The sequence below is a fragment of the Nocardia callitridis genome (assembly GCF_039543305.1).
In the GTDB taxonomy this organism is placed as follows: domain Bacteria; phylum Actinomycetota; class Actinomycetes; order Mycobacteriales; family Mycobacteriaceae; genus Nocardia; species Nocardia callitridis.
This window is the reverse complement of sequence record NZ_BAABJM010000008.1, coordinates 317,489-334,155: the sequence shown is the minus strand read 5'-3', so window position 1 is coordinate 334,155 and position 16,667 is coordinate 317,489. Positions and strand designations below refer to the sequence as shown.

General features: G+C 65.4%; 17 protein-coding genes. All 17 read right to left on the bottom strand.

All coding sequences use genetic code 11. The annotated features are described in order from the left end of the window. Positions 1-418: 418 nt before the first annotated feature. The gene (murA, locus tag ABEA50_RS29175) at positions 419-1,696 is read right to left on the bottom strand and encodes a UDP-N-acetylglucosamine 1-carboxyvinyltransferase (RefSeq protein WP_345499553.1); all 1,278 of its coding nucleotides are present in this window, start codon (positions 1,694-1,696) and stop codon (positions 419-421) included. A 172-nt stretch (positions 1,697-1,868) separates the two neighbouring features. Then, a complete protein-coding gene (locus ABEA50_RS29170; protein ID WP_345499552.1) occupies positions 1,869-2,462 on the bottom strand; it encodes a cob(I)yrinic acid a,c-diamide adenosyltransferase in 594 nt (197 codons plus the stop codon). Between the two features lie 90 nt (positions 2,463-2,552). Continuing rightward, positions 2,553-2,969, bottom strand: a complete 417-nt coding sequence (locus ABEA50_RS29165; RefSeq protein WP_345499580.1) for a DUF2550 domain-containing protein — start codon at positions 2,967-2,969, stop codon at positions 2,553-2,555. Between the two features lie 199 nt (positions 2,970-3,168). After that, entirely contained in the window at positions 3,169-3,546 is a 378-nt protein-coding gene (locus ABEA50_RS29160; protein WP_345499551.1) for a F0F1 ATP synthase subunit epsilon, read from the bottom strand. Between the two features lie 6 nt (positions 3,547-3,552). Then, a complete protein-coding gene (atpD, locus tag ABEA50_RS29155) occupies positions 3,553-5,001 on the bottom strand; it encodes a F0F1 ATP synthase subunit beta (RefSeq protein WP_345499550.1) in 1,449 nt (482 codons plus the stop codon). Positions 5,002-5,043: 42 nt separating this feature from the next. Continuing rightward, the gene (locus ABEA50_RS29150; protein ID WP_345499549.1) at positions 5,044-6,015 is read right to left on the bottom strand and encodes a F0F1 ATP synthase subunit gamma; all 972 of its coding nucleotides are present in this window, start codon (positions 6,013-6,015) and stop codon (positions 5,044-5,046) included. 116 nt (positions 6,016-6,131) lie between these two features. Continuing rightward, positions 6,132-7,769, bottom strand: coding sequence for a F0F1 ATP synthase subunit alpha (gene atpA, locus ABEA50_RS29145; RefSeq protein WP_345499548.1), 1,638 nt, complete (start codon positions 7,767-7,769; stop codon positions 6,132-6,134). A 44-nt stretch (positions 7,770-7,813) separates the two neighbouring features. After that, complete coding sequence (locus tag ABEA50_RS29140; RefSeq protein ID WP_345499547.1) at positions 7,814-8,623, bottom strand: F0F1 ATP synthase subunit delta; 810 nt, start codon at positions 8,621-8,623, stop codon at positions 7,814-7,816. A 112-nt stretch (positions 8,624-8,735) separates the two neighbouring features. Next, positions 8,736-9,296 (bottom strand): F0F1 ATP synthase subunit B, encoded by a 561-nt coding sequence (locus ABEA50_RS29135; RefSeq protein ID WP_345499546.1) that lies wholly within the window; start codon positions 9,294-9,296, stop codon positions 8,736-8,738. Between the two features lie 5 nt (positions 9,297-9,301). Then, a complete protein-coding gene (locus ABEA50_RS29130) occupies positions 9,302-9,550 on the bottom strand; it encodes an ATP synthase F0 subunit C (RefSeq protein ID WP_345499545.1) in 249 nt (82 codons plus the stop codon). Positions 9,551-9,630: 80 nt separating this feature from the next. Beyond that, the gene (atpB, locus tag ABEA50_RS29125) at positions 9,631-10,479 is read right to left on the bottom strand and encodes a F0F1 ATP synthase subunit A (protein WP_345499543.1); all 849 of its coding nucleotides are present in this window, start codon (positions 10,477-10,479) and stop codon (positions 9,631-9,633) included. A gap of 251 nt (positions 10,480-10,730) precedes the next feature. Continuing rightward, positions 10,731-11,183: a hypothetical protein gene (locus ABEA50_RS29120; RefSeq protein WP_345499542.1), complete on the bottom strand. Its 453-nt coding sequence runs from the start codon at positions 11,181-11,183 to the stop codon at positions 10,731-10,733. Positions 11,184-11,193: 10 nt separating this feature from the next. Further along, positions 11,194-12,348 carry a glycosyltransferase family 4 protein gene (locus ABEA50_RS29115; RefSeq protein WP_345499540.1) on the bottom strand — a complete coding sequence of 385 codons (1,155 nt, stop codon included), beginning with the start codon at positions 12,346-12,348 and terminating at the stop codon, positions 11,194-11,196. A 24-nt stretch (positions 12,349-12,372) separates the two neighbouring features. Then, entirely contained in the window at positions 12,373-13,038 is a 666-nt protein-coding gene (locus ABEA50_RS29110; protein ID WP_345499539.1) for an L-threonylcarbamoyladenylate synthase, read from the bottom strand. A 137-nt stretch (positions 13,039-13,175) separates the two neighbouring features. After that, positions 13,176-14,051 carry a peptide chain release factor N(5)-glutamine methyltransferase gene (gene prmC / locus ABEA50_RS29105; RefSeq protein ID WP_345499538.1) on the bottom strand — a complete coding sequence of 292 codons (876 nt, stop codon included), beginning with the start codon at positions 14,049-14,051 and terminating at the stop codon, positions 13,176-13,178. Between the two features lie 628 nt (positions 14,052-14,679). Further along, positions 14,680-15,750 carry a peptide chain release factor 1 gene (gene prfA / locus ABEA50_RS29100; RefSeq protein ID WP_345499537.1) on the bottom strand — a complete coding sequence of 357 codons (1,071 nt, stop codon included), beginning with the start codon at positions 15,748-15,750 and terminating at the stop codon, positions 14,680-14,682. Between the two features lie 82 nt (positions 15,751-15,832). Further along, entirely contained in the window at positions 15,833-16,072 is a 240-nt protein-coding gene (gene rpmE / locus ABEA50_RS29095) for a 50S ribosomal protein L31 (RefSeq protein ID WP_345499536.1), read from the bottom strand. Between the last annotated feature and the right edge of the window lie 595 nt (positions 16,073-16,667).

The following is a 16,667-nucleotide window of genomic DNA, read 5'->3' as shown; positions in this document are numbered from 1 at the left end:
CCAACAAAAAATGTTGACTAAAATGTCCGACACCCTCACACGGGGGTGCAAAAGCATCGGAACCAAATAAAATTTGGCACTGACATTCATCGACACACTATTGAGTTCTCAAAGAACACACGCACACACAATCTCCCGGGCCTTAACCCGATCAATCCGTGCGGCAGGTTTCCCACTCTAGCCCAACCCAGAACCCAAACAAAATCGGGGTCCCGATCGAACCTTACTTGGAGTGCCAGGCGCTCCTCGTACTACCTCGTTTCCCTGGCCTCGCTCAGCGCTTCCGCCTTGCTCTCCGGCCCCGGGTCGGTGTCCGTGTCGCTCTGACTCGAATAAAGTTACGTGTCGCCGTGAACGATGTCAAATCGCCTGGTCAGGAACTACTTTCAAGCCCACACGACGACACGCGTCCCACGCCTCAGGTGGCTTGTTTAGGTGAATTCGGCGAACCCACTCGCTCCACCTGCCCGCCGAGACTTTGCATCTGCTCGACGAAGTTCGGGTAGCCGCGATCGATGTGGAAGACGTCGTGCACCTCGGTCACCCCGTCGGCAACCAACCCGGACAACACCAGCCCGGCACCCGCGCGAATATCCGACGACCACACCGGCGCGCTGGACAACCGTGGAATGCCACGCACCACCGCATGATGCCCATCGGTCCTCGCGTCGGCACCCAACCGGATCATCTCCTCGACGAAACGGAACCGCGCCTCGAAGATGTTCTCGGTGATCATCGACGTGCCGTCCGCGATCGCCGCCAACCCGATGGCCATCGGCTGCAGGTCGGTCGGGAACCCGGGGAACGGCAGCGTCGAAAAGTTCACCGCGCGCGGACGATCCGCCTGGATCACCCGAAAACCGTCGGGCTCGAACGAAATCCGCGCGCCCGCCGAACGTAACTTGTCCAGCACCAACGACAGATGCTTCGGGTTCACCCCGGTCACTCGGACATCGCCCGTCGTCATCACCGCCGCGATACCCCAGGTCGCAGCCACGATTCGATCACCGATCACCCGGTGCGTAGTCGGCGACAGCCGCTCGACACCTTCGATGGTGAGCACCGAAGTGCCGGCACCGGTGATCTTCGCGCCCATCTGCACCAGCATGGTGCAGAGATCGACGATGTCCGGCTCGCGGGCCGCGTTGTCGATGACCGTCTCGCCCTCGGCGAGCACCGCGGCCATCAAAATGTTCTCCGTCGCGCCGACCGAAGGAAAATCGAGTCGGATCTTGGCGCCGAGCAGCTCGTCCGCACGCGCGACCACGCAACCGTGTTCGATCTCGCTGGTCGCGCCGAGCAGACGGAGACCGGCCTGGTGCATATCCAATGGGCGCGAACCGATCGCGTCACCACCGGGTAGCGCGACCACCGCGCGCTTGCACCGGGCCATCAACGGGCCGAGCACACAGACCGACGCGCGGAACTGCGTCACCGCGGGGAAATCCGCGTGATACTTCGGCTCCGCGGGTGTGGTGATGGAGACCACAGGACCGTCGATCGCGACGTCGCAGCCGAGGCCGCGCAGCACGTCACCCATCAACGGCACGTCCAGGATGTCCGGACAATTCGTGATCGTGGTGGTGCCTTCGGCCAAGAGCGCAGCGGCCATCAACTTCAAGACGCTGTTCTTAGCGCCTCCCACCGCGACCTCACCGACGAGTCGATTCCCGCCGGTAACCAAAAACCGTTCCATGCCGCCTCTCCGCGTATTCGGCGCACTCTGGAGTGCAAAGGTAGTTGCGGCCTGTGCCGCCACTTCGTGTATTGAGCGCGCTCGGGAGCGTGGTCGTTACGAAGCCTGCGGTCGGATGCCTGGGTGCGGTCCGTACCGTCGGCGGATTACCCATGTCGTCGGTGGATAAGACTCAGGAATCGGACGGGGTGTTCGACCGGGTTCCGCCCGGCTTCCACAGGATATCGCCGCCCGGATTCGCGACGCGGCCCAGGATGAACAACAGGTCCGACAGTCGGTTCAGATACTTGGCCGGCAGGACGCTCGTGTCGTCCTGGTAGGCCGCCACGGCCGCCCACGCGGAACGCTCCGCGCGCCTTGCGACGGTACGAGCCGTGTGCAACAACGCCGCCAAAGGCGTCCCGCCAGGCAGGATGAACGAGTTCAGCGCGGGCAGTTCGGCATTGAACTCGTCACACCACGCCTCCAGTCGCTCGATGTAGTCCTCGGTGACTCGCAACGGCGGGTACTCGGGGTCCGCGACCACGGGGGTGGAAAGGTCGGCGCCAGCGTCGAAAAGATCGTTCTGTACCTGTCGCAGCAGCTCGACGATCGCCTGGTCCGGTTGTCCCAGGGCGATCGCGACACCGATCGCGGCATTGGCCTCGTCACAGTCCGCGTAGGCCACAAGTCGGGCATCGGTCTTCGCGACACGGGAGAAGTCGCTCAGTCCCGTGGTTCCGTCGTCGCCGGTCCGCGTGTAGATCCGCGTCAGATGCACGCTCATCGGCACAACCCTACCGCCGCAACCCCCGCGCGTGTGCCGGTCGCGGCCGGTCGGCGCGAAACATCATGGGAATACCGACAATACGGAAACTCAGCGCATCCGCCGTGTGCGATCCGACGGGCGCGACTCCACCCAGGACGAGAACGCGGTCAACGAATCACGATCCAACGCCAACTCGAACGCGCCGTGCGGATCCGAGACACCCACCACCGCGATGCCGTCGATCATGATGTCGTACTCGTCGCCACGTGGACCCCTGCGCTCACCGATCTCGAGACCCTGCCGACGGATCACCGAATCGGGACCGAGCTTGAGACTCGTCAGCTTGAAGAACACCAGCCGATCCTCGTCGTAGCGGATCAGACCGTGCCGCCAGCCCTGACCGCCGTCGGCGGGCAATACCCGCAGGATCGCGGCGGTTCCGCCGCGACGCAGCATGATCAGGCGATACGTGGAGACACCGGCGAGAAACACAAGGATCAGCACCAGAATGATCAGGAGAACCATCCCGGTTTGCAATGTGCTGTCCATCCCTTCGCTGCGCCGCCGTGTCATCGACACTCCGTCGTCATTCAACCACGGACCCGAGTTTACAAATGGCCCGGCCGTGTCTTGGGCTGGAAACGACGACTGCCGGCGGCGAAGTTTCCCTCGCCACCGGCAGTTCTCATGCCTCAGGTCGTCGCCTATTGCCTCAGGTCGTCGCCTATGCCTTGCCGACCTGCTCGACCGCGCGCACGCGGCCCTGCGCGATCCGCTGCGCCTCCTCGGTGGCCTCGGCGTCGGCGAGCACCTGACGCGCCGACTCCACATCCACCTCGGCAGCGAACTCCGCCGACTCGGCGAGAATGCGCACCGAGTTGCCGGTCACCGAGAAGAAGCCACCGTGCACTGCGGCGATGATGCGCTCACCCTCGACATCCACGATGGTCACCGTGCCGCCCTCGACCAACTGGCCGAGCAACGGCTCGTGGCCCGGCATGATGCCGATCTGGCCCTCGGTGGTCTGCGCGCTGACGAACGACGCCCGGCCGGACCAGAGCAGTCGCTCGACAGCGACGAGATCAACTGAAATTTCCGCCATGGGTGGCTACTTTCCTGCGATCTTCTTCGCGGCCGCCTCGACGTCGTCGAGACCGCCGCAGCTGTTGAACGCCTGCTCGGGGAAGTGGTCGAACTCGCCCTTGCACACCCGCTCGAAGTCGTCGATGGTCTGCTCGAGCGGCACAACCGAACCCACCTGGCCGGTGAACTTCTCGGCCACGATGAAGTTCTGGCCGAGGAACTTCTCCAGACGACGGGCACGACCGACGAGAACCTTGTCCTCTTCGGAGAGCTCGTCCATGCCGAGGATGGCGATGATGTCCTGAAGTTCCTTGTACTTCTGCAGGATTCGCTTCACCTCGTTGGCCACCGCGAAGTGCCGGTCGCCGACAATCGAGGCCTCCAGGATGCGGGAGGTCGAAGTCAGCGGGTCGACGGCGGGGTAGATGCCCTTCTGCGAGATCGGGCGCGAAAGCTCGGTCGTCGCATCCAGGTGGGCGAAGGTGGTCGCCGGAGCCGGGTCGGTGTAGTCGTCGGCGGGCACGTAGATGGCCTGCAACGAGGTGATCGACCGACCACGGGTCGAGGTGATGCGCTCCTGGAGCTCACCCATCTCGTCCGCCAGCGTTGGCTGGTAACCGACGGCCGAAGGCATACGACCCAGCAGGGTCGAGACCTCGGAACCGGCCTGGGTGAAGCGGAAGATGTTGTCGATGAACAGCAGCACGTCCTGGTGCTGCACATCGCGGAAGTACTCCGCCATGGTCAGCGCCGAGAGCGCGACACGCATACGCGTGCCGGGCGGCTCGTCCATCTGACCGAAGACGAGGGCGGTGTCCGGCAGGACGCCCATCTCTTCCATTTCCAGGCGCAGGTCGGTGCCCTCACGGGTGCGCTCACCGACACCGGCGAACACCGAGGTGCCGGAGAACTCACGCGCGATACGGGTGATCATCTCCTGGATCAGCACGGTCTTGCCGACACCGGCACCACCGAACAGACCGATCTTGCCGCCCTTCACATACGGGGTCAGCAGGTCGATGACCTTGACGCCCGTTTCCAGGATCTCGGTCTTGCCCTCGAGCTGATCGAATGACGGTGGCTTGCGGTGGATTCCCCACTGCTCGCCGTCGCGGCCGAGGCCGGGGGTGTCCAGGCAATCGCCGAGGGCGTTGAACACGTGGCCCTTGACGAGGTCGCCGACCGGCACCGAGATCGGCTTACCGGTGTCGGAGACGCTCGCGCCACGGACAAGGCCGTCGGTCGGCTGCATCGAGATGGTGCGCACGATGCCGTCACCGAGGTGCTGGGCGACCTCGAGGGTGAGGGTCTTCGCCACCGACTTCAGCGCGATATCGGCGTGCAGAGCGTTGAAAAGGGCGGGGATCGAGCCACGCGGGAACTCGACGTCCACGACGGGGCCGATGATCCGGACGACGCGACCTTCGGTCGCTCCCGTCTGGCTCGTGTTGTCTTGTGTGACTGCTGCGGTCATTGGTCTTCTTCCGTGTCAGTGGGCGGCACTTGGCCGCTGCGCTTAGTCGCGGTCCGAACTCGCAGCTAGCGCGTTGACGCCGCCGACGATTTCACTGATTTCCTGCGTGATGTTGGCCTGCCGGATCGAATTCGCCTGCCGGGAAAGGCCTTCGGCCAATTCGTTGGCGTTGTCCGTGGCCGCCTTCATCGCGGTACGCCGAGCCGCGGACTCGGACGCCGCCGCCTCGAGCAATGAGGAGTAGATCCTGGTGTTGATGTACTTCGGCAGCAGCGCCGCCAGCAACACGTCCGCGTCGGGTTCGAACTCGTACTGCGCCCGCACCTCGGCGGTCGCCGAATCCGACAGACTGTCCTCGCCCAGATCGAAGCTCTCGTCGACGTAGCTCACCTGAATGGGCGCCAAGCGGCGAACCTCAGGAGTCTGCGTCAGCATCGATACGAACCGGGTGTACACGATGTGCAGTTCGTCGACACCGGCGATGTCCTCCGTGCCGTTCGGCGCGGGAACCACACCGTCGGAACCCACCATGAAGCTGTCCACCAGATGACGGCACGCGGCCGAGGCATCGGTGTACTTCGGCTGCTGGGAGAATCCGGACCACGAGAACACCAGCGGACGGTTACGGAAGGTGTAATACGTCAGGCCCTTGCTGCCCATGACGTAGAGCACCGGCTCCTTGCCCTCCTCGCGCAGCGTGGTGAACAACTCCTCGGCGCGCCGCAGCACATTCGCGTTGTAACCACCGCACATGCCGCTGTCACTGGTAATCACCAGTACAGCGGCCCGACGCGGATTCGGACGCTCGGTCAGCAACGGGTGCGACAGGTTCTTCGACGCGCTCGCCAGCTCGCCGAGTACCTTCGTGATCTCCTCGGCGTACGGCTTCGCCGCCGCGACCCTGGCCTGCGCCTTCGTGATTCGCGAGGTCGCGATCAGCTCCTGGGCCTTGGTGATCTTCTTGATCGAATTCACACCACGGATGCGGGAGCGCAATTCACGCAAGTTCGCCATCAGCGGTCACACTCCTGGGTCGCTGGCGTGAATCGACGGCCAGCGGCGGCCGACGTACGACTGCACGCCTGCCTTCCGCTCCCGTCGGGGACCTGGTATGTCATCACGACCCGCCGTTACTTCTCGACGTGCTTGCGGGTCACCGACAGGGACTCGACCTCTTCGTGGCCGAGTTCGCCCGCCGCCGCCTCGTTCACCACGCGGGTGCCGTCGGAGGCGAGGAAGCCCTGCTTGAAGGCATCCGTCGCGGACTTGATCGACTCGGCGGCGTCGCCGGTGAGCACCTTGCCGCCTTCGATCGCACCGAACGCGTCGGCGGCCGTGCGGTGCAGGTCCTCGAGCAGTTCCTGGTTGAAGCGGCGCACGTCGGCGACCGGAACGGAGTCGAAGTAGCCGCTGTCGACCAGGAAGATCGACACGATCTGGTCCTCGACCGCCACCGGGCTGTACTGGTCCTGCTTGAGCAGCTCCACCCAGCGGGCGCCGCGCTCCAGCTGAGCGAGCGACGCCGCGTCCAGGTCGGAAGCGAAGGCGGAGAACGCCTCCAGCTCGCGGTACTGCGCCATTTCCAGACGCAACGAACCGGCGACCTTCTTCATGCCCTTGGTCTGCGCGGCACCACCGACACGGGAAACCGAGGTGCCGACGTTGATCGCGGGGCGCACACCCTTGTTGAACAGATCGGACTCGAGGAACACCTGACCGTCGGTGATGGAGATGACGTTGGTCGGGATGAACGCCGAGATGTCGTTGGCCTTGGTCTCGATGATCGGCAGACCCGTCATCGAACCGGCGCCGAGTTCGTCCGACAGCTTGGCGCAACGCTCGAGCAGACGCGAGTGCAGGTAGAAGACGTCACCGGGGTAGGCCTCGCGGCCCGGCGGGCGACGCAGCAGCAGCGAGATGGCGCGGTAGGCCTCGGCCTGCTTGGTCAGGTCGTCGAACACGATCAGGACGTGCTTGCCCTGGTACATCCAGTGCTGACCGAGCGCCGAACCGGTGTAGGGCGCAAGCCATTTGAAGCCGGCCGAGTCCGAGGCGGGGGCCGCGACGATGGTGGTGTATTCCATCGCGCCCTGCTCCTCCAGCGCGGACTTGACGCCCGCGATGGTGGAGCCCTTCTGGCCGATCGCGACGTAGATGCAGCGCATCTGCTTGGTGGAGTCGCCGGACTCCCAGGCCGCCTTCTGGTTCAGGATCGCGTCGATGCAGACCGCGGTCTTGCCGGTCTTGCGGTCGCCGATGATCAACTGACGCTGACCACGCCCGATCGCGGTGAGCGCGTCGACGGCCGTGATGCCGGTGGCCATCGGCTCCTCGACCGGCTGGCGCTCCAGCACCGAAGCGGCCTGGAGTTCCAGCACACGCTGGCCTTCGGCCTCGATCTCGCCGAGACCGTCGATCGGCTGGCCGAGCGGGTTGACCACGCGGCCGAGGAACTTGTCGCCGACCGGGACCGAGAGCACGTCACCGGTGCGGCGGACCTGCTGGCCCTCCTCGATGTTCGCGTACTCACCGAGCACGACGGCGCCGATCTCGCGGTCCTCGAGGTTCAGTGCCACGCCGAGCACGCCGCCGGGGAACTCGAGCAGTTCGTTGGCCATCGCCGAAGGCAGGCCGCTGATGTGCGCGATACCGTCACTGGTATCGGTGACAACGCCGACCTCCTCGATGGAGGTTTCCGGGGTGTAGCTCTGGGTGTAGCTCGCAATCGCGCTACGGATCTCGTCGGAGGAGATCGTCAGCTCCGCCATGTTCTTCCTGCTCTCGGTGTCTCGAATGTCGGGGGGTGGGGGCGTCAGCTCAGCGACCGACGCAGCCGTTCCAGTCGGCCGGTGGCACTGCCGTCGATCACGTCGTCACCGACACGAACGACGATGCCGCTCAACAAACTCGGATCGACCTGCACGTGCACCGTCACCGGCTTGCCGTAGATGCGTCGCAACGACTCGGCCAGCCGTTCACGCTGTGGCCCGGTCACCGCGGTGGCGGCGCGCACATGCGCGACGATCTCGTCGCGACGGGCCGCTGCCAGGTCGGACAGATCGTCCAATGCCACGCTGATTCCGGTGTGCTGCCTGGTCACCACCTGCTCCGTGAGGGTTTGGGTGATGGTTTCGGTCTTGCCCGCGAGCAGGCGACCGATCAGTTCGCGCTTCGCGTTCGCCGGCTTGGACCGATCTGCCAGCGCCTGCTCGAGGTCGGGGTTGTCGGCGACGATCCGGCCGAGCCGGAACAGTTCGTCCTCGACGGCACCGAGGCGACCGCTGTCGGCGGCCGAGGCCAGCAACGCTTCCTGCCCGAGCAGTTCCAGGGTGTCGACCATGTCGGCGGTGCGTGACCAGTTCTGCGCCACCGCGGTGGTCAGCACCGCGAGCGTCGCCGCGCTGACCTTTCCGCCGAAGACCCGCTCGCTGAGCTCGGCCCGCGACTGACCCGGCACCGAAACGTCCGCGAGCGCGACACGCAGCGAACGCTCATCGTCCAGCACTGCGACGACGGCGAACAGTTCGGATCCCGCCGTGGCCGCAACACCGTCGCTGCCGGTCAGGGCGGCCCGAAGTGCCTCCCTGGACCGGGAGCTTGCCTCGCGGCTCGCTGCGTACATGCTTCTCACTTTCACTGTGTTGACCCGTGCCTGGTTGAACCATGCTTGGCAGGGACGGCCTCGGCGAGCGTGCTTATCCGCCGATTCCGGCCGCTGACCCGCTCGAGCATGGCTACCTTCCGACCCCGATGCCGGCATTCGAATCGTCGAGTTCGCTGAGGAACCGATCGATCGATGCCGCCTGCTTCGCCTCGTCCGAAACCGATTGACCGATGATCTTCTCGGCCAGGGTGACGGCCGTCTGGCCGACTTCGGAACGCAGCTCGGTCAGGATTTGCTGACGCTGGGCTTCCAGCTGACTGTGGCCAGCGGCGATGATGCGGTCGCTTTCGGCCTGGGCGTCGGTCCGCATCTGCGCGAGGATCTGCTGACCCTGGACACGCGCTTCCTCACGGATGCGCGCGGCCTCCAGCCGGGCGTCAGCCAGCTGCTGCTGGTACTGCTGCAGCGTGAGCTGGGCTTCTTCCTGCGCGGCCTCGGCACGCTGGATCCCACCCTCGATCTTGTCGGCGCGCTCGTCGAGCACCTTCGTCAAGCGGGGGACCACAAACTTGTAGAACGCGAACCCGATAATCGCGACGCAGACTATCGACCAGATGATGTCGTATGTCTCGGGAATGAGGGGATTGACATCGCTCCCCTCCTCCGCGGCGAACACTGAAAGCCTGTTCATGGCAATCAGAAAATGAAGCCGGCGACGAGGCCGATCAGCGCGAGGGCCTCGGTGAACGCGATACCGAGGAACATGTTGGTGCGGATCGTGCCCTGCAGCTCGGGCTGACGCGCGATGCCCTCGATCGCCTTACCGACGACAATGCCCACGCCGATGCCGGGGCCGATGGCGGCCAGGCCGTAGCCGATGGCGCCGTAGCCCTTGATCTTGTCGGAGTTGGTGGCGGCTTCCTGGGCCAAGTACGCGAGGCTCATGAGTCTTCCATTCCCTTTCTATTGCTCGCCGGCCGGTCAGCGCGGCGTAGCAGGTTTTCGCGGTAGGTATGCGGTTGGAGTCAGTGGTCGGCAGCGTGCTGCGCGAGGCTGATGTACACGGCTGTCAGCAGGGCGAACACATACGCCTGCAAGAAGATGACCAGCATCTCGAACAGCGTGAAGCCGATGCCGGCCAGCAGCGAGAACGGCGAGAACACCTTCATCCACGCCGTAGCGTCGAACAGGAAGAACCACGTGGCGCTGAAGAACAGCACCAACATGATGTGACCTGCCAACATGTTGGCCATGAGTCGCACGGTCAGCGTGAACGGGCGCAGGATGAAGGTCGAGATGAACTCGATCGGAATCAGCAGGAAGTGCAGCGCGATCGGCACGTCGGGCACGACGATGCTGCTACGCATGTACTTCCAGAAGCCGTACTTCTTGATGCCGATGGCGTTGAACGCGATATAGGCGATGGCCGCCAATACCAGCGGCATTCCTACGCGCGCATTCGACGAGATGTTCAGGAACGGCACGATGCTGGAGAAGTTCAAGAACAAGACGGTGAAGAAGATCGTGGCGATCAGCGGGAAGTAGCGCCGACCGGACTCTTTACCGAGGATTTCCTCGCAGATCTGTTCCTTGACGAACACCAGACCGTATTCGGCGACATTCTGCAGGCCGCGCGGCACGATGCGGGGGCTACGGAAAGCCAGTGCCATGACCGCGATGAGCACCACTGTCATCAGCAGTCGAATCAGCATCAGACGATCGAGTTCGAACGGCGTACCCTCGAACAGCACCGCTGGAGGGAAGAAGTCGGACAGCGACGGCGCGTGGAACTCGCCCGCCAAAGTGGTGACGCTCAGCGTTCTCTCCCGTGTTCGGGCCGTGGGTTCGTTCGTTCCCACGGTTCGATCGGACATTGACGATCAATTGGTCGACTCAGGTCGGCTCGAATTTCGTCAGCAGCTGAGCGGTAAGGGTGTAACTCCCACCGATGGCGTCTGTACGTGTGTCGGCGACATCGTCGACATGCAGAACCGGACCCTGCGGCCCGGTACGGCAGTAAGCATAGCGGCACGCTCGGGGACCTTGCTGATCGCCCGACACTTGGTCGCTTGCTTACCAAGACTTTACCAAGTTATCTACGACAGCGTGTAGGTGGGTACGGTTATTACCCGCCGGTACCAGATTCGTCATCCGCTTCGGGCACCGTAACAGTCGGAACCTTCTGACGCAGAACCCCGTAGGTCTCCGCGCCGAGGACGATCAGCAGCGCGCCGACGACCGTCAGGAACAACACCACCCGGTCGTAGAAGTCGAATCGGTTCAGTATCGCGATGATCACCACCGCCACCAGCATCTTTCCGGCCCAGCTCGCCAGCACCACCATTCCCGCGGTGCTCGGCGGCAGCTTCGAACCGAACAGCACGGCGGCCACCGTGGTGAGGATGAAGCCACCGCCGATGAGCGCGCCGAGCAGCCCACCCCAGAGGCCGGGCACCCCGGAGACGGCGGTGCCGATAGCCACCGCCAGCACCACGAGAACACCCAATCCGATGAGGCCGTAGCGCAGCGCGGCCTTGAGCGGGGCGTCGGGACCGGCGACCGGGTTAACCAAACTCACGAGTAGGACTTTACCCGGACGATGGTTTCTCCCCTGCGGCCTCCCTGCGTCGCATGCCGGGAATCGCGGTCACCACCAAGGCGAAAATGAGGCCGCCAGCGACGAACAACACCACCAGTCTTCGGTCGATCAACGACGTACCGACCGCACCGAACGCGAGCACACCGACCCATAAATAGATCAAAAGCACCACCCTGCGGTGCGAATGCCCGATCTGCAGCAAACGGTGATGCAGGTGCATCTTGTCCGGGGTGGAGAAACTCACCCCGGCGCGCACCCTGCGCACGATCGCCAACAACAGATCGAGCACCGGAATGAACATCACCGCGCCGACGAGCAGCAGCGGCGAGAGCAGACCGACGATGTCGCGGGGACCGTAACCCTGTAGGGGAATTCGACCGGAGGCACCGGTGGACACGGCCGCGAGCATCAATCCGATGAGCATCGAGCCGGAGTCGCCCATGAATATCCGCGCGGGCTGGAAATTGTGCGGCAGGAATCCCAGGCACGCGCCCGCGAGCGCGGCGGCGAGCATCGCGGGCGGGTAGGTGTCGACCGAACCGCCCTGGTCGTAGAGCAGCCCGACCGAGAAAACGAATACCGCGGCCGCGGTGATCAAACCGAGGCCCGCCGCGAGCCCGTCGAGCCCGTCGACGAAGTTCATCGCGTTGATCAGCGTCACCGAGATCGCCACCGTCACCAGACCGCCCTGCAAGGCGTCGAGTACGACCGTGGAGTCGTTGAACGGGTTGTAGATGACGTACCAGCTCAAACCCATGACAGCCATCACACCGGCCGCCGTGACCTGCCCCGCGAATTTGGTGAGCGCGTCCAGCCCCCACCGGTCGTCGACGATGCCGACCAGCACGATCAACGTCGCCGCGACCAGCACCGCGGGAATGTCCGGCGCGTAGTCGAACCCACGGCGCAACGCGGGCAGCTGATGGGCGAACAGCACAGCGGCGACCACGCCGATATACATACCGACACCACCCATGCGCGGCACCGTGCGCACGTGCACATCGCGTTCGCGCGGGACGGCGACCGCACCGAACCTGATGGCGAGGACGCGAATGCCGCCGGTGGCGAGGAAGGTGACCGCCGAAGAGGTCAGCAACACGAGCAACAGCTCGCGCAGAGGAACTACCGCACTCGAGCCGATCATCCGATTATCTGGTCCGCCATGCGACTACCGGGCCGGGGCACTGGTGAGCGCCTCCGGTGTGGTGCCGAGTACCTCGGCGACGTCGGCTGCCGAGACCGCGCCCTCGCGCAGGATTCTCGGCTGGTCGGCGGTCAGATCCACGATGGTGGACGGCACGGACTTCTCCGCGCGACCACCATCGAGGTACACGTCGACAAGACCGGCGAGCTGCTCACGCGCCTCGTCCGACGTCGTCGCGGGCGGCTTACCCGACACATTGGCACTCGATACCGCGAGCGGTCCCACCTCGCGCAGCAACTCCAGAGCCACCGGGTGCAGCGGCATACGCAGCATTACGGTGCCCCGGGTGTCCCCGAGGTCCCAGGCCAGCGAAGGCGCTTGCTGCACAACGAGACTGAGGCCACCCGGCCAGAACGCGCTGATCAGTTCTCTGGCCTGCGGGCGCACCGAGAACACCAGTCCGTCGATGGTGTGCCACGAGCCGACCAGCACCGGCACCGGCATGTCGCGGCCGCGGCGCTTGGCCGCGAGCAGCGCGTTCACCGCGGTGGAATCGAACGCGTCGGCGGCTAGGCCGTACACCGTGTCGGTGGGCACCACGACGAGCCGCCCCGATTTGAGGGCGCTGGTGGCCGCGGAGATTCCTGCGGCGCGCGAGTCGGTATCCGCGCAGTCGTAGACGCTACTCACGGTCACTATCCTGTCACGCCGGTCACCGGTTGCCATCATCACGGTCTACGACGCACCCGCGACCCCCGTCGCCGTGTGCTGCCGATTTCCGTCGCGCCGCCGGCGCGCGGAGTGACGATCGGCGGACCCGGTGGTGGTCAGCGCCGCCACGCCGCGACGAAGCGCGGCTTGCCGGCCAGGTCGGGGTGCTCGGTGATGCCCCTGAATTCGCCGTGTCGGGCCAGCAACGCGGCCAGGTCGGCACCGTTGGTGTCGTCGTGCTCGATCGCCATCTCGGCGCCGGAACGCAGCAGCCTGGCGATCGCAGGCACCATCGCGCGGACCACGTCGAGGCCGTCGACGCCGCCGAACAGCGCACGAGGTGGATCGTGTTCGGCCACTTCGGGTTCCAGCACCGCGTCCGCGGGAATGTAGGGCGGATTCGCGACCAGGATGTCGACCCGCCCGGTCAGCTCGTCGAGCACGTCGGGTGCGGTGACGTCGGCGGCGTGCAGGGTGATCGGGGTGTCACCGTCGGCGACGCGCAAGTCCGCGTTGCGCCGCGTCCACCGCAGCGCGTCCCGATCGAGCTCGACGGCGTGCACGTCGGCGTCGGGTCGCGCGTGCGCGATCGCCAAGGCCAACGCCCCCGACCCGGTACACAGGTCGACGACCACCGGCGCTCGTTCGTGCGCCACCGCCTCGAGATGCGCCAACGCCCAGGCGAACAACAATTCGGTCTCCGGGCGCGGCACGAACACACCCGGCCCGACCGCGAGGTCGATCTCCCCCATCGCGGCGGTTCCGGTCAGGTGTTGCAAAGGAATCCGCTGCGCGCGCCGAGCGACCAACCGCTCGAACTCGGCGAGCACCTGCGCCGACACCAACGGCGTGAGCACCAGCCGAGTGCGTTCTACGCCGAGCACATGCGCGGCCAGCAGTTCGGCGTCGACCAGCGGACTGTGCACCCCCGCGGCCGCCAATCTCTCCGCCGCGGCATTGATGGCGGGGCGCAACACTATTCGGCTCGACATGCCGCCACTGTGCCCTATCCGCAGACTCGCTGGTCACGCCGGTCCCGTGCGCCTTCGCCGCAACCCGACAGGCTCGCCCACCGACCACGAGACCCTGGGCCTCGGTCACGGATTCGCCATCGTGGCGAGCGCGCGGCGCCGGTTGGCTGTGCGTGGAGACCAAGGGCGCCGACGCGGCCGAGACGGTGTTAGTCGTCGAGTCGTTGCGGTGGGACGGCGGGCCGCGCACGGCTCGCCGCTCCCCGCGAATCCGCGCGGGGAAAGACTCGGACCGGCGGCCGTGCCCCAATTGTCACGAACGCACTCACCGCCGCCGCTGGCCACCGGCAACGATTGCGCTTCGAGATCATCGAGGCAGCGCGGCTGCGATCAGAACGGGGAGGCGATGACAATCGAGCCTTGGTGTCAGTCGGCCGCCGCCGAATTCCGCACGCCGCGGATCGTCGGTGCGCATCGGCAGCGCGTGCGGGCCGGATTCAGGGGTCTCGTACAGCACGCGTTGGCGCCGAGGCGGCACTCGGTCCGATCACAAGGGCGGTCGGGTTCGGTCGATTCAGCCGTAGCGCCGACCACCCACACCCTCGTCACCGAGACTCGACCAAGAAGTCTCACCACAGGACTTTTCGAGTTACTCAGCGGCCATGCGTGCTTCGCGGTCGGCCTTGCCCAGCGCGTCGAGCAGCGCGTCCATGTCACCGTCCAGAACCGCGTCCAGGTTGTGCGCTTTGAAGCCGATGCGGTGGTCGGCGATGCGGTTTTCCGGGAAGTTGTAGGTGCGCACACGCTCGGAACGGTCGACCGTCCTGATCTGGCTCGCGCGGCCCGCGGCAGCCTCCTGATCGGCCTGTTCCTCGGCCAGCGCTTGCAGGCGCGCGGCGAGAACCTGCATGGCGCGCGCCTTGTTCTGCAGCTGCGAGCGTTCGTTCTGGCAGGTCACCACGATGCCTGAGGGCAGGTGGGTCAGCCGGACGGCGGAGTCGGTGGTATTGACACCCTGGCCGCCCTTGCCCGAGGACCGGTAGACGTCCACACGCAGGTCGGACTCATCGATCTGCACCTGTTCGACCTCGTCGGGCTCCGGGTAGATCAGTACGCCCGCGGCAGAGGTGTGGATGCGCCCCTGCGATTCGGTCACCGGAACGCGCTGCACGCGGTGCACGCCGCCCTCGAACTTGAAGCGGGACCAGACACCGTCGCGGGCCGCGTCCCGGCTCTTGATCGACAACGTCGCATCCTTGTAGCCGCCGAGATCCGAGACGGTGACGTCGAGGATCTCGACTTTCCAGCCGTGTCGCTCGGCGTACCTCATGTACATCCTGGCCAGGTCCGAGGCGAACAGCGCGGACTCCTCGCCGCCCTCGCCCGACTTCACCTCGAGCACCACGTCGTCACCGTCGTGCGGGTCACGGGGGGCGAGCAGGTCGGCGAGTGTTTGTTCGAGCTCGGTGACCTGCTGTTGCAGCTCGGGAACTTCCGCGGCGAACGCGGCATCGTCGGCGGCGAGCTCCTGGGCGGCCTCGAGGTCGTCGCGGACGGCGCGCAGCTTGGTGTAGGTGGTCATGATCGGCGCGAGTTCGGCGAAACGCTTGCCGACTCTGCGCGCCGCGCCCGGATCATTGTGCAGCGCGGGATCGGCCAGCTGGGTCTCGAGGCCCGCGTGTTCGGCCAGGATGTCATCGATCGCGGACGGTTGGGTCACTGTGCTTCTTTCTTCTGGTAGCTGTCCACACAAAGCACCGACGCCCGGCCTGCGTTAACAGAACCGGGCGTCGGCGAGGAAGCTACTTCGCGCTCGTATCCGCGCTCTTGCGGTCGGCGCGCTTGCCGTAGCGGGCCTCGAAGCGGGCCACGCGGCCACCGGTGTCGAGAATCTTCTGCTTGCCGGTGTAGAACGGGTGGCACTGCGAGCAGACCTCGACGGTGATCTGTCCCGACTCCTTGGTGCTGCGAGTCTGGAACGTGTTGCCGCAACCACAGACGACCGTGGTGTCGACGTACGTCGGGTGAATTCCTGCCTTCATGGGTGTCCTCTCGATATTGGTCGCCGGGTCGCTTTCGCGCGGACGCGAGAACGTGAACCGGAACCGACTAGGCGGGAGGTCTGCTCGAGTGAGCAGACGCAACAGCCGCTCAGTATGCCAGAACAGCTGCTACGCACCGAAAACACCCCCGGTACTCGGTTTGTTCCCGCCCCATGGCTGGCCACCGTGCACACTCCCCCTGGAATTGCGGGCACGCGCTTCCCGCCGCATCGCGCAACGCTGGATTCGGGTAGCTCGCTACTCGGGTAGGCGAACGCCTCCGTTCATAGAGTGATCTCTTGTACATCGGCATGCCGATCCGAAGGAGGGAACTCGGTGAAGAAGTGGACGGCGACCGCGGTCTTCGGAGTATTGATCGCCCTCATCGTGGTGGGCTGGTTCGCCGAACTGGACACCACGACCACCGCCACCTACGCGCTGGAACCGCAGGCTGCGCAGGTCCACAGCGTCCACGACCCGGCCCTCGCGCATGGTCGCGCACTCGACACGGCGGTGATCCTCGGCGGCGTGATCGTCGGTGCCGCCCTCGTCGGGCTGCTCTTCTTCGGGCCGAGAACGCCGAAAGGGCCCCGCC